This is a genomic window from Paenibacillus sp. OT2-17 (genome assembly GCF_009827695.1).
GTDB lineage: Bacteria > Bacillota > Bacilli > Paenibacillales > Paenibacillaceae > Paenibacillus > Paenibacillus polymyxa_B.
In genome coordinates this window covers 1-13,589 of the sequence record NZ_WUDQ01000077.1, presented here as the reverse complement: position 1 = coordinate 13,589, position 13,589 = coordinate 1, and the positions used below count along the sequence as shown (strand labels likewise).

Sequence of the window (13,589 nt, the reverse complement as noted above, 5' to 3'; positions counted from 1 at the left end):
TTAGACGGTCAGCTTCGGCTGATGCTGGTACAGCGGCGTATGCGCCCAGCTGAGGAAGCAGCGTTGATTCGCAGAGTGGAAATTCATCCTATTTTGAAATGAGGTGGTCCGAGTGACCTTGGAAAACCATGAGAAGGCCCCGGTATATGCCGAGCAGGAAGCAAGTGGCCCCCGCTATACGCTGGAGGAGCTAAAGGAGCACGCAGAACAATTGTTTTCCGTGAAAGAAGAAGTGCTGGCAGGCGCATTTTTTGGCACACAGGACAAGCTGTTTACGGTAGCAGAAGCACACACTAAAATCGAACAATTTATGAAAGCGAAGGTGGACTAATTATGGCAGGCGGAACATGGGAAAACACGAATAAACCGGTATTACCGGGTTTGTATATGAATTTTCAGGCAGCAGCAGCTTCAGCAATTCAAGGTGGGTCACGTGGTACGGTCGTTGTACCCGTTAAGGCGAATTGGGGCCCTGTACGTGAGTTTGTAGAGATCGGCAGTGAAACGGCAATCAGCCAAATCTTTTCCGGTGACAGTCTGGACGGTGCGACCGCGTATTCGACGCTGTATCTGGCTTTGCTGGGGGGTCCGAAAAAGCTTCTAGCCTACCGTTTGGCAGATGATACAGCTGCTGAAGCATCTGTGACGCTGAAAAGCGGCGGTGCGACCCCGGCGGATGTGCTGCGCCTGAAGGCTTTGTACACAGGTAGCCGCGGTAATGGTTTCGCTGTAACTGTACAGCCAACTTTGGGTGATGACCAAGCTCGTGAGGTGCGCCTCTATGAAGGAACCAAGCTACTCGGCACGTACAAAGGCAGTGACGGTACAGCAGCCTCTATTGCCAAGGCCATGAACGAGAACAGCGAAAACGTATGGGTGAAGGCCGAGGTTGTTGGCGACGGCGGCATTCCGGTGGATGTCAGCGGCGTACACCTCACTGGCGGCAACAGCGGCAATAGCAAGCTGGTTAATGCCGATTACATCGCGATGCAGGAGGCACTTGAAGGACAGGAATTTAATGTCTTGGCCCTGGATTATGCAGCTGATCTGGCATTGCTGCAAAGCTTTGCTGCCTGGATCAAGCGTGTTCGCAACGAAGGTAAAGGCGTTATCGCTGTATTCGGCGGTTCTGCGGCAGATGATGTGTCCAAAACAGCCGTCAGCTTGGCCTCTGCACGTTCCCTGGCGCTGAACCACGAAGGCATCGTGAACGTCGGTACAGGTGTACGTCTGGCAGGTACGGACTACAGTTCCGCCCAAACGGCTGCTTATGTAGCCGGGCTGATCGCAGGCCAACGTCTGAATCAATCGGCGACGTATGCGGTTACACCTTTTGAGGATGTGACCCGTCGCTGGACACGTTCCGAGCAGGAGCAGGCAGTCCGTAATGGTGTCTTCCTATTGTTCTTCGATGGTCGTCAGGTCAAAGCGCTGCGTGGCATCAACAGCTTGGTGAACCCGGCTGCTGGACAAAACAATGCATGGAAGAAAATTCGTTCCATCCGTGTCATGGATGCTATTAATGCTGACTTGCAGCGTGCAGCCGAAGAGACTTACATTGGCAAAATCAACAACACGGTGGAAGGTCGTCTGGCGCTTATCGGTGCGATCAAAGAATACCTGGCACAGCTGTCGCTGAGCAACGTCATCGAAGCAGACGGCTACGATGTCATTCTCGACCCAGCTTACTACGGAGATGCGCCAGTTATCAAACCGGAGCCGGATCAAGTGTTCCTGCAATGGAACGTGAAGCTCACCGACGTGATGGAACAACTGTTCGGCACATTTTACGTGCAATAAATAAGCATTTTACGTGTATAAGCAATTCGCAGGCAATCAGCAGAAATGGTGTAGCTTGTTAACAACGAGGATTTTGTGAAATCCCGAACTATATTATGAATCATTTTGAGGAGGAAAAAGAAATGTTGGATGCTTCAAGAGTCATTTTAGGTACGTATGGTCAGGCGCATGTGGACGGGGTGTGGCAGACGAATATCAACAAGCTGGAAGCCAGCGTGGAAATGGAAAAACGCGAGCTGAATCTCGTGGGCAATGAGTGGAAGGTGCACAAGCGCGGTATCAAAAAGGGAACGGGAACAATGAGTGGCTACAAGGTCACATCCGATATGATTCGTCGCGGTTTTAACCGTTTTGAGATTATTACTAAATTGGATGATCCAGAAGCCTTCGGACATGAAAGTATTCGTCTCATTCGTTGCACTGCTGACAAAATCCAACTGGCCAACTGGACAGCAGGAGAAGAAGTACAGGAAGAAACGACCTTCACCTTTGAAGGTTATGAGCTGCTTGATCCGATTGTAGCAAACTAAATTGGAAGACGGGGGATGGGATGCTGTCAAGCGTTCCGTTCCCCAAATACAAATGAACAATAAGGGAGAATGACTTATGAGCTTGAATGAGAATATGACAGAAGAACAAATTTTGGACAGCCTGTTTGAAGCTGCTGAAAAACTACCTGAGGAAACGGTCCGCATCAAGCGCCTCGACATGAAAATTGTGCTGCACGGCCTGACCTCCAGTAAGGTGGACAGCATTCGTGAACGCTGCACGATTCGACGGACTGTGAAAGGTGCAGTGGATGAGAAGGTAGATACCGAAACGTTCAACGCCTTGTTGATTTCGGAAGCTACTGGAAAGCTGGAAGTGAAGGGCCTGTCCCTTAACGGTTGGGGCGATCCCCGGATTACAAGCCGCTTGAAGCTGTCCGGTGGCGAACAGTCTGTCCGCCGTATGCTGCTGGCGGGTGAACTGGATGCAGTAGGGGATAAGGTGCTGGAACTGTCCGGTTTTGGTGTTGAGATTGCTGATCTAAAAAACTAATCAGCTCCGGGGGAATGACGACGATGCTGTACCACTTGTGGGTCCGGCACCACCTCCGCCCCGGAGACTTTTGGCGGCTTCCCCGTGGTGAGCGCATGCTGCTGCTGGCGTTTGCCGAACAGGAAATGGATAGCATAGCAGCTTCAAAAGCATAAACAAGGAGGTGAACATGATAGATGGCAGAAGCATTAAATTACCGCATGAACCTTGTGATCGATCCTAAAAACGTCATTAAGGCGAACAGAGAATTACGTGCAATGGAACGTTATTTTGAGCGGATTCAAGGACGTGTGTTGAAAATCGGCCGCACCCGCATGGCCCCGGAAATTGTGCTGAACGATATGGCTTCTAAAGGCTTGGATAATCTGTTGAATAAGATTAACCGGGTCAAATCCCAGATTATTAACGCCTCGGGGAATGTAAATGTGAAGGTGAATAGCGGCACTGCTAAAGTAGGTCCGGTTAAGTCTGATAACAACCTGAGTACGGTTTTGAAAGCAAATACTACTGCTGTAGAGGCCAATACGGCCGCTATTGCGGATTTAAGTACTAAGTTAGGCTCTCTGAAACTCGGTGGTGAAACAAAAGAAGAAGAGCCCAAGGGTTTTTTAGAAAATCTTAAAGACACCCTCGGGGGTGTCAAAAAGTTTGGCGAAGGCATGAAGGGATTTTCTGAATTAAAAACTAAAGCCAAAGATTTAAAAAAAGTGTGGACTGAAGCTGGACCAGTCGGGGGGACTACAAAAAGGCAAAAATTAGTAAATGGAGCAAAAAAAATATGGAATAATAAAGGTAGTCTAGGTAAGGCTGCTGGTGAAGTTCTTGAAAGTTTCGGCGGTACTGGAGATATGCTGGAAGGCGGAATGGATTTTTTTAAAGGCGGCGGTGGAATAATTGGGAATATTAAAAGTGGTGGCAGTACTGCTATAGATGCAGTTTCTAGCGCCGCTTCTAGCATTATAAACCCAAGCACTGCTGGTGCAGCTGAGGAAGCTGGATCAGGCCTATTTAAGAACTTTTTAAAAGGTGGAGCAAAAAAACTGTTGGGACCTTTAAGCTATGGAATGGATATTGTGAACATCGCGAAGGCTACCTCCGGTAAAGAACGTGCAGAAGCTATCGGTTCCACAGTTGGTGGGACTGCTGGTTCTGCATTAGGCGGAGCTATCGGTTCATTTTTGCTTCCGGGTATTGGTACTGTGGTTGGTTCTACACTTGGGGGTATGGCGGGAGACTTTGTCGGTGGGAAAATTGGTGGATTAGTCTCAGATTATGGTCCAGCCATGATGGACAAAGCGAAGTCCGCTGGTAAATTCCTTGGAGAAAAAGCTTCCCAGGTTACAGGCTGGCTTTCTGATAAGGCTGGAGATTTTGGTAAAGGCTTTTCTGATTTCTTTTCTTTTGGTAAAAAAGATGAACCTAAGAAAGAGCCAGCTAAGCCTCCTGAAGCTCCTAAACCAGCAACCTCTAAACCAGCAATCCCACCTCATTCGAATTTAGGTAAGTCATTTGAGCCCTTAACGCCTATGGCTATAAATTATAGTGCTAGTGCAGTTGCAAACGTACCTCCGCAACCAGGCGTAAAAGGTGTTCCTAATCCTTACGGACCGATGGCTATAGTTAACCAGGGAGTCAATCCAAACCCACTACTGAATACTGCGGCTCATGCGAACAATGGAGCCAAAGCTAAAGGCAAAGGTAATGGTAATCCGACACCTCAAGTAGTACAGATCAGTCCTGAACAAATGGGAACACTGTCTGGCTTTTTGAAGGATTTTAAAACGGAAACCACCAACCAATTCAATCTTCCTGCGGGGGCTGTACAGGTCACTGTACATGAGAACAAGCTGGATGTGGATGGGCTTATTACGCAAATTGGCTACCGTCTCAAAGCTGAAATTCTGCGTGCAACGCAGAATACCAAGCCAGCAGGCGCTGGAGCTATGTAATGGAGTAGATGGTAGCAACGGGGAAGGAGGAAAGAGATGGAATTTAGTTTGACAGATGGTAAAGGGAAAAAATTTCAGTTTCCGGTGAATCCTGAGGAAGTGACGATCTCACGGCAAAAGGGATTTGATACAACGACGATTTTATCCTATGGGGAGTTTGACTTCCCACAAGGGGAGAAGGTGAAGGAAATCTCCTTCTCTTCTTTTTTTCCGAAAGAATACAATCCAGCGTATTGCACATACGAAGATATCCCTGATCCACAGGAGGCCATGAACACGTTGAATGGCTTTTTGTTATCCAAGAACCCGTTACGTTTTATCATTACGGAGACAGCCGTGAATGTGCCAGTAATTGTGGCATCCCATAATTCCACCTTTCGCGGCGGCGAGTATGGGGATGTGAATTTTGATCTGTCACTGCGGACCTGGAGTGATATGAAAGTTGCCAAAAAAGCTGGCGTCACGGGAAGTAAGGCGGCTGCGGTCAACAAAAAACCTCGCACAGATATGAAAGAAAAGAAAAAAACATATACGGTTAAGTCGGGTGATTCCTTGTCCAAAATTGCCAAGCTGGAGTTGGGGGATAGTTCGCAATGGAGTCGTATTTATCAGCTTAATAAAAAGGTCATTGGACAAAATCCGAATGCAATTAAACCGGGTCAAAAGCTGGTGTTATCATGAGCTACAAAGTCATTTTACAGGATAAATATGATTTATCTCCTCTCGTGGAGAACATTAATTTGAGGGATTCGCTGGAGCAAATCGCCTATCAGGGCACGGTCAATCTGGTCGTTACGTCGGATATGCCGCCCATTTCTCCAGGGATGTCGATCCGGGTTAGTGGGATTCCTTATGGCAAAAAGGATTATGTCCCCTTGCTGTCTCCAGCGGTGATCTGGGAAGTGGAAACCTCTAACAACGGGCTCAAACGTATGACGCTGACGTTATATGACCGTACGGTGTATTTGGACAAGTCAGAGGATGAATATTTACTTCCTGCCAAGCAGACGGCTACTCAGCGTTTTCAGAAGTATGCTAGGGACTGGAAGCTGAAAATCGCTTCATTGCCAGATACGAAAAAAACGCTGGGACGCGCCGTATACCGCACACAGTCCATCTATTCTATGATGCTGGGAGATCTGCGCGAAACGGCAAAGGCGGGGGGGAAGCTGTATCATCCACGGATGATTTCTTCCGGCTTGGAGCTGTACGAGCTGGGAACGAACAAAGATGTGTATGCTCTGGAGAGAGTCACGGATACAACTCAATCCCGTACGCTGGAAGGTGCGGCCACGAGAGTGAAGGTACTGGCTACGGCTGCCAGTGAATCAGGCAATGAGGTACCGTCCAAGGTGATGGCGCTTGAGGAAAAGGACATTGCCAAATATGGGACACTTCAGGTGATCGTGCAGGATGACGAAGTCAAGTCTGGTGCAGCAGCACGTGAGTTGGCCAAAAGTAAGCTGAGAGGCATACAACAAACGATATCGGTAAATGCACCGGATATGAACACGATTCGAGCAGGAGACGCGGTAATGTTAGGCTCCATAAAGTTATTGGTCATTTCGGTGAGCAGGGAATTAGGTAACCCCGGCAGTATGTCGCTGGAGCTCGGAACGTATGACGATGTAAAAAGGAGGTTTTACCTTGAATAAGGACCCCTACGGGCATTTGGCGACCGCGCTGCAATCTTCATTTCATAAGCATACCAAGCAAGCACTGAGTGGAGTGGGCGCGGTATTAGGCACGATTACCTCCACGGGACTCAAGCTGGACGATTTTAAACATGAGCTTCAGGATTATCTGGTCGCGGAGTTGCCGGGACTGCTATCTGTACCACGCCATATGTATAAAGGCACCTCAACCGCAGTGGAATCGGAAAATTGGGAAGGCAAAGAGCTGAAAACTTCCTTTTATATCGGGGAAGACGAGCTGGAGGATGTGAATCTCAGTTTGAACGAAGGACTCAAGCCCGGAGATCGTGTACTGGCGGTTCGGGTGAATAGCGGCAATGATGTGGTAGTCGTATGCAAGGTGGTGAATGGACGTGGCTAATTTGTTTCCCGAAACGGATGATATGATCTGGACAGACACGGATATGACCAACCCGGATGTACTGGAGGATAACCGTGCAGTATTTGGTCGAAGCTGGCGGTTTGATTTTGAAGCTGGTGAGTTTGTTATGAGCCCTAGCCGTAAAATCGTGACTACAGGCGAGAAAGAAGCCTGGGTACAGTGGTGTGAAAAAGCGATTCGCACTCCTCGCTACCTGCATGTGATCTATTCACCTGACTATGGGAGTGAGCTGGAGGAGCTAATTGGCAGCAGCTATGGGCACGGTGTGCAAGAAAGCGAAATTAAACGCATGGTCACGGAGGCATTACTAGCAGATGCACGTACGGCTAGTGTGGATCAGTTCACTTTTCGCTGGGAAGGTGAGGCGTGCCATTTTAGCTGCCAGATTACGAACGTGCGAGATGAAACAGAAATTGTGGAAAGTGTGGTGATCTAATGGCAGACTTGCCGGAATATTTGGTAGACCAGACGGAAGAGGGAATTTTAAATCGGATGCTGGAAAAAGTGCCTTCGGACATGGATAAGTCCGAGGGCTCTTTTATTTGGGATGCACAGGCGCCGGTAGCGTTTATGCTATCCGAAGCGGCAATCTGGGCGCAGGAGCTACTGCGACGTGGCTTTGCCAGCACCGCAGCCAGCGACAACCCGGATTTTCACTCGCCGGAGCTGGATTTGCGGACAGCAGAGCATGGAGTGACACGGCGAGAAGCAGTTGCTGCCTCAGGTATGGTCACGTTCACGGGCACAGCGGGAACGACCGTCCCGGCGGGAACGTTGGTGGCGACCCCGGCAGATGATGTATCCGGGGAAGCCTCCATTGAGTATGCGATCACGGCATCGGTCACGCTGGATGAACAAGGTGCCGGGGAAGCGGCTATTCGGGCGGTGAATCCCGGGCGCAGCGGTAATGTGCCTGCGGGTGTCATCCAAGTGATGGCAACCCCGGTTAGCGGGGTCGCCTCTGTGATCAATACGGAGGAAACCAAAAGCGGTACAGACGTTGAGAGCGACCAGTTGTTGCTGGAGCGTTTTTATGCCAAGGTGCGGAACCAGGGTACCAGTGGCAACAAGGCGCAGTATACCCAGTGGGCGAATGAGATTGCTGGAGTTGGTGGCGTAGAAGTTGTTCCGCTCTGGAAAGGGCCGGGAACAGTAGGGTTATATGTGCTGGATACGGATAAACGCGCGGCCAGCCCGGATATCGTGGCTGCGGTGCAGAAGTATATTGATCCGACTCAGGATGGACAAGGAGAAGGGCTGGCACCAGCGGGCCCTGTGGTGACGATCATGCCAGCGGCAGAAGTGGAGATTAACATCTCAGTCAAGGTACAGCGTACCAAAGAGAAGCCGTCCACACTGGATGAAATCAAAAAGCTGATTGAAAGCGGTGTGCGGACGTATTTGAAGCAGCTTGCTTTTTACAAGGAAGACCCGTTGGTACGATATACCCGGATTTCTGCTGTGCTGCTGGACATTCCGATTATTATTGATTTCTCTGAACTGAAAATCAATGGACAGAGCAATCAGAATATTGAGATTGGATCAGGTCAGGTGGCAGTGCTGGGGACGGTGAGCGTTAGTGAGTAACAATGGAACGAACAGCTTTGAAGATTTATTGAACAATCCAGAGCAGGAAAAACGTGCAAACCGTATTGACAATTTTGTTAATCGGGTAACCATAGCGGGAGATACAGTGGGCCAAATGAGCAGCGAGCGGGGACGCGAGCTGCTTTCCTATTTGCCTGCCTATTATGAAACCTCACGTGTGATGCGTTCCGATATGGATGCTAAAGGAAGCGAATTGGATGCCTTGTATCTTGCAATGGATGCAACGGTGGGACAGTTTTTCGTACGTACCGCCACATGGGGGTTGGAACGCTGGGAAATGGAGCTGGGTATCGAAACCGATCCGACGAAGCCATTGGACCAACGGCGTGCGGTGGTGGAATCGAAGCTGCGAGGGGCAGGAACTTTTTCTGGCCGGCTTGTCAAAAATGTAGCTGAAGCGTATGACGGAGGCACGGTAGATGTCACTTTTCATCCCGCCGAATGGGGATTCACCGTCAAATTTATCGATACCATCGGGATTCCGCCCAACGTGGAGGATCTTAAAGCAGCCATTGAGGAGATCAAGCCCGCTCACATGGCAGTAGAGTACAAATTACGCTACTTGACCATTGCCGAGGTCGAGTCTATGACCCTCTATGAAAATGAACATACAACCCAGGATAGATATTTAGGAGGTGGCGCATAACATGGCAAGCGAAAAAACACCAAATCTTGGCTTAAATCAAATTGACCGCACATCGCCCAAAACCACGTATTTTGATCTGGAGAAGTATTTGGACCAAAACTGGCGCGCTGTAGATGATTTTGCAGGTGATGTGAATGATGGTGTGAATGCGATCAAGAAGCGTCTGGATACGACAGAGCGTAAGACGGTAACTTTGGAACCTGGGGTTCAGATTCTTAACGCTGTTAAGGCGGCTCCATTTTCTTTGTCCGGAATAACCGGACGAATGCTGGTTAACCTGCTTGGGCGCGCAGGCTCTGGCGATCAAATCGGTAGCCTTTTAGGTTGGGAAGCTGATCTTGCAGTTGATACATCTAATAAGGCGCAAGGTGCGGGATCTATCAAGGTCACTGCAAAGAATGCCACCGGCGTGTATAACGTGTACAGTAGCGGATTAAAGCTTACTGGCGGAAGGTACTATATCGCCCTGGCTGATGTTAAAAACATCAATGCTTCAAACAATATTTATGTAAACTTTTCTACGGGTGGTAATAAGGCGCTCAAGCAGTCCATAGATAAGAGTCAATTTGTAACGATCTATACAAAATGTGCACCGGCAAACGATACTGCGATAAACTTGGAAGTTTCAGCGGTTTCCACAGCAACGGGTCAAGCTTTTTATACAGACGCGATTCGTCTCTATGAGGTTAGCGCCTCAGAATATGCTGCGCTGGATAGCATGGTTGCTGAACAGGTAGCTGCCAAATATCCATATGTAGACAGCGTAACGCCTGTGCGTAATCCATATGCGATTCGGTATGGGGAAAATCTAATCCCACCGTTTTACGAGTGGACACTTAGCCCCCGTGCTAAGGTAATTAACCCGTACAAACTAGAAACGACAGCTACCGTATCAACGGATTTGTCGAGTATTGATGTTGCTGTTGTCACAGGCAAGACTTATATGTTTTCCGCTAAGGTGAATGGAAGGCTCACTATGGTTGAATTGGATTCTGCTGGCGTTGAATCTAGCGTATACAAAACGGATGATAACGAAAATCGGAATGTCACAGTAACATTCACGACCAAGACGACAACTACGAGAGTTAGGATTTACACCACAAACACTGGAGCTGGAACATTTACACTAGAAAACCCAATGCTCAACATCGGCAGCACAGCCAAACCATTCAAACCGCGTGAAGATTCCATGTTGGCGCTGCAAACAGACCTGTGCGCCGATCCGGTTACTGGTGCTAACGCTGATACGGTATTTGAGCGTGATGGTCAATACTTCAAATCTAAGAAGTGGCAAGGGCTGACGCTTGATGGTAATAGGGCATGGGTGCTAGGTGAGGGCGGCGCTACTGCTGGAGTCAGACAGGTAAGATTGGTAGGGGCGGCAACAGGCGCGGTAGCGGGTAGCGGTATCGGTGTAAAATTTGATGGTAAGATTTTACCTCAAGGAAGTACAGGCAACACCGCCGACACGAACGCCGTTACAGCAGCGGGGGATATTTACTTTGGTATTCCAGTTGCAGATAGTGGATGGGCTGACAGCTACGGCCCGACACAAGACGACATCAAAGCATACTTTTACGGGTATAAAGCGTATGACGCTAATACCATAACGCCAGCACAAGCACAAGCGGCAACAACAGCGACATGGTCAGGTACAGGTACAAAGTATTGGGTGCAACGTGTCGGTGCAGCTAATTTCACCCAATCCGTTCCGCAAACATCATATGCAGGCTATACGCCGTACCGACTCGTATATCAACTTGCTACACCTACGGTAGAACCGATTGTCTCCGAAGGGCAGTTATCCTTCGTTGAGGGTGATAATCAGGTTGAAGTTGGTACGGGGATTGTACTGCGTGAGATTGCGAAACCTCAGTTTGAATCTGTAGGTATCAACTACCAGATAAATAGCAGTGGGTTGCCCGAGTCGCTACTAAAGAATAGAGTCAAGAAAATATTACATGTGTTCAGATCGTCGAAACGAGACGCCACTTTTAGGATTGTCTCCACAACTGATCCGTCTGGTGATATTGCTTATACTTCGGATTACAATTACATTACGTCCGAAGTATACAGTGTCACGTACCTAATGCTGGACAAATCGCCTGTCGCTGCATTTGTTGGTTACTACGCAGCCAACGAAAAGACGCTGCTTGCGGATTTGGTAGATAGCGTACAGCAGAACACGGCGCGGGTGTCTGTGCTGGAGAATAAGAAGGCTGATAAGGATAGCCCTTCATGGATCAAGCCCACGTTGATTAATGGATGGGCTTCGTCATTGTTCAGTTTCATTAAACTTAGCGATAACGTAGTCTATTTCAGAGATTCAATTTCAGGCGGAGTTACAACACCTGGAACTATATTGTTTACCCTTCCCGCGCAGTATAGACCCGCTATAAGAACGGAGATACGGGTAAGATCAAACGGCGGCGGTAACGAATCCAGCAATTCCACCGTAGTCATAAACACGAACGGAACTGTCATGATTCAGAACACTATATACACGGCTGTGTGGCTGGACGGGGTTTCGTTTATAGCTGAACAATAAGGAGGTATTACACATGAAATTAGTACCTAAAGTAAATACAGATGGCCTCTATCTAGAAGACGAGTTAGTGGACGATGCCTTTTCGGGTGTCGTCCCTTTTTATACTCCATCTTCACTCACGCTATCTGATACAAGCCAGCAGCTAGACATCCATCGGCTTACTGACAGTAGCTCTAGTACCATAGATGGAACAAGTTCAGAAAGCACTCTTGCTGGTTATACAGTAGGAATTCCAGTACCACCCGGTCTATACCATCCTCGTTTTGATATTCCAGCCTGGCTGACCTATGAAGCGGAATTTAATCAAAAGCTGATAGAAGCACAAAACGCATACGAGCAGCTCAGCAAGGAGGCTCAGGCAGTATTTCAGAAGCTGCATGATGAATTGCGAAACAAGCCGGAAAACGAACGTGGGGATGAACCTGTATATTTTGCTCAGACATTCACGGCTCCAGAACGAAGAGACCCAACGACGTTCTGGAGTGAAGGATTGAGTGAGGAAGCAATTAAGGAATTGACACAAAAAGCAGAGCAACAGCCAAGTGAGACAGATCAATTGAAGCAGCGTATTGCAGATCTCGAAGTGACGCTGACCCAGTTCATGCTTGGCAGCACAGGAAAATAACGTGTACAGGCTATTATATATAGCAGAAATTTTTATATAAAAGAGGTGAAGTCATAACTATGACCGCTTTAACAGAGGCTCAATTGCGTATTTGTGCTCATGCTTGCATCACCCGCTATGATCGCGGAGAAGGTGATATTGCAACCATCCTGGGAAGCTATGCTTTAGATGAAAAGCAACGTGAACAAGTAATGAAGATTATTTTATCCAAGCGTTCTGATCTGGTAACGGGCAACGTAGGTGATTCATCATCAACTGATGCTCTTAATGAACAGGAAGAAACGGTTAAATGGTATAACTCTATTTTCCGAAAAAAAACAGTATAGAGAACAAAACAAAGATAATTGTTTATTTGCCCTTGGATCAGTCCAAGGGCATTCATTTTACACCTTGGTTCAGAAGGGGGAACAAACATGCATGAAAAGATCGATCAGATTTGGCTGGGTTTTTCCACGGGGACCTTGATCGGTTATTTTTTCGGGGGGTGGACCACAATGTTGACGTTGCTGTGGTGGATGGTCGTGATCGACTTTTTCACCGGATGGGCAGCGGCCTGGATTAATGGGGAGCTAAAAAGTCGCCAGGGGTATTACGGAATTTTTCGCAAGGTTACCGTGTTTTTGCTCATTACGGTAGCTCATCTAATCGACGGTATTCTCGGGGATGCACATTACTTCCGGGATGCCGTCGTTTTCTTTTATTTAGCGAACGAGTTGTTGTCCATTATTGAAAATGTGGGCAGAATGGGAGTGCCGATGCCGGATATTTTGCGGAATGCGGTAGCTATTTTTGAGTCTAAGTCGAGTGGAGAAAAAATAAAGCCAACCGACCCTTCCGACAAAGAAAATAAAGCTTCATAAAGTGCCACCAGTGGACACTACCAAAATAGGCAGACTACCTTTTTGCCCTTTTTTCGGTGTAAAAGTGGAAAAGCCCAGACCGTATGGATGGTCCAAGCATATGGATAACAGAGACAGAGTGAGCTACAACATTATGAATGATAAGGAGGGAACGCCTTATGCAGAATCGCAGCCCTAACGCTGCCGAAGGCATTGACGTATCCCGATATCAGGGAACGATTGATTGGAAACGTGTACGAGCCGATGGTAAATCGTTTGCCTTTATTAAAGCGAGTCAAGGACAGCGTTACGTTGATCCGACATTTATCACGAATGCAAAAGGGATCAAGGCAGCCGGGATTCTCCTGGGAGCTTACCATTTTGTAGATGCAACTAGTGTAAACGCAGCAAAAGCGGAAGCCAGGCATTTCGCCGAGGTGCTGGATCAGGTGGGGGG

At 48.2% G+C, this 13,589-nt stretch carries 17 protein-coding genes; all 17 read left to right on the top strand.

Annotated elements, in window-relative coordinates:
* Window positions 1-112: 112 nt before the first annotated feature.
* Entirely contained in the window at window positions 113-331 is a 219-nt protein-coding gene (locus GRP75_RS12095) for a YqzN/YkzM domain-containing protein (RefSeq protein ID WP_160789421.1), read from the top strand.
* 2 nt (window positions 332-333) lie between these two features.
* Window positions 334-1,800 carry a phage tail sheath family protein gene (locus tag GRP75_RS12090; RefSeq protein WP_160789420.1) on the top strand — a complete coding sequence of 489 codons (1,467 nt, stop codon included), beginning with the start codon at window positions 334-336 and terminating at the stop codon, window positions 1,798-1,800.
* Between the two features lie 122 nt (window positions 1,801-1,922).
* Window positions 1,923-2,330 (top strand): phage tail tube protein, encoded by a 408-nt coding sequence (locus GRP75_RS12085; RefSeq protein WP_013309122.1) that lies wholly within the window; start codon window positions 1,923-1,925, stop codon window positions 2,328-2,330.
* A 76-nt stretch (window positions 2,331-2,406) separates the two neighbouring features.
* On the top strand, window positions 2,407-2,841 hold the full coding sequence (locus GRP75_RS12080) for a phage tail assembly chaperone (protein WP_007429164.1): 435 nt from the start codon (window positions 2,407-2,409) through the stop codon (window positions 2,839-2,841).
* Between the two features lie 23 nt (window positions 2,842-2,864).
* Entirely contained in the window at window positions 2,865-2,996 is a 132-nt protein-coding gene (locus GRP75_RS30290) for a hypothetical protein (RefSeq protein WP_019686368.1), read from the top strand.
* Between the two features lie 21 nt (window positions 2,997-3,017).
* Entirely contained in the window at window positions 3,018-4,790 is a 1,773-nt protein-coding gene (locus GRP75_RS12075; protein ID WP_160789419.1) for a hypothetical protein, read from the top strand.
* Between the two features lie 36 nt (window positions 4,791-4,826).
* Entirely contained in the window at window positions 4,827-5,471 is a 645-nt protein-coding gene (locus tag GRP75_RS12070; RefSeq protein WP_028543147.1) for a LysM peptidoglycan-binding domain-containing protein, read from the top strand.
* Window positions 5,468-6,445 carry an XkdQ/YqbQ family protein gene (locus GRP75_RS12065; RefSeq protein ID WP_023987379.1) on the top strand — a complete coding sequence of 326 codons (978 nt, stop codon included), beginning with the start codon at window positions 5,468-5,470 and terminating at the stop codon, window positions 6,443-6,445. The genes GRP75_RS12070 and GRP75_RS12065 overlap by 4 nt, the downstream gene beginning before the upstream one ends.
* Window positions 6,438-6,845, top strand: a complete 408-nt coding sequence (locus GRP75_RS12060; protein ID WP_023987380.1) for a hypothetical protein — start codon at window positions 6,438-6,440, stop codon at window positions 6,843-6,845. The genes GRP75_RS12065 and GRP75_RS12060 overlap by 8 nt, the downstream gene beginning before the upstream one ends.
* A complete protein-coding gene (locus GRP75_RS12055; protein WP_160789418.1) occupies window positions 6,832-7,302 on the top strand; it encodes a DUF2634 domain-containing protein in 471 nt (156 codons plus the stop codon). The genes GRP75_RS12060 and GRP75_RS12055 overlap by 14 nt, the downstream gene beginning before the upstream one ends.
* A complete protein-coding gene (locus GRP75_RS12050; protein WP_160789417.1) occupies window positions 7,302-8,453 on the top strand; it encodes a baseplate J/gp47 family protein in 1,152 nt (383 codons plus the stop codon). Before GRP75_RS12055 ends, GRP75_RS12050 begins: the two co-directional genes overlap by 1 nt.
* Complete coding sequence (locus GRP75_RS12045; protein WP_034094989.1) at window positions 8,446-9,120, top strand: YmfQ family protein; 675 nt, start codon at window positions 8,446-8,448, stop codon at window positions 9,118-9,120. The genes GRP75_RS12050 and GRP75_RS12045 overlap by 8 nt, the downstream gene beginning before the upstream one ends.
* 1 nt (window position 9,121) lies before the next feature.
* A complete protein-coding gene (locus GRP75_RS12040; RefSeq protein WP_160789416.1) occupies window positions 9,122-11,668 on the top strand; it encodes a hypothetical protein in 2,547 nt (848 codons plus the stop codon).
* A gap of 13 nt (window positions 11,669-11,681) precedes the next feature.
* Window positions 11,682-12,293, top strand: coding sequence for a hypothetical protein (locus GRP75_RS12035; RefSeq protein WP_160789415.1), 612 nt, complete (start codon window positions 11,682-11,684; stop codon window positions 12,291-12,293).
* A 59-nt stretch (window positions 12,294-12,352) separates the two neighbouring features.
* Complete coding sequence (locus GRP75_RS12030; protein WP_068938518.1) at window positions 12,353-12,619, top strand: hypothetical protein; 267 nt, start codon at window positions 12,353-12,355, stop codon at window positions 12,617-12,619.
* A gap of 87 nt (window positions 12,620-12,706) precedes the next feature.
* Window positions 12,707-13,153, top strand: a complete 447-nt coding sequence (locus GRP75_RS12025; RefSeq protein ID WP_040101929.1) for a phage holin family protein — start codon at window positions 12,707-12,709, stop codon at window positions 13,151-13,153.
* 158 nt (window positions 13,154-13,311) lie between these two features.
* On the top strand, window positions 13,312-13,589 hold a 278-nt coding region (locus tag GRP75_RS12020; protein ID WP_272917199.1), incomplete at its 3' end, for a glycoside hydrolase family 25 protein.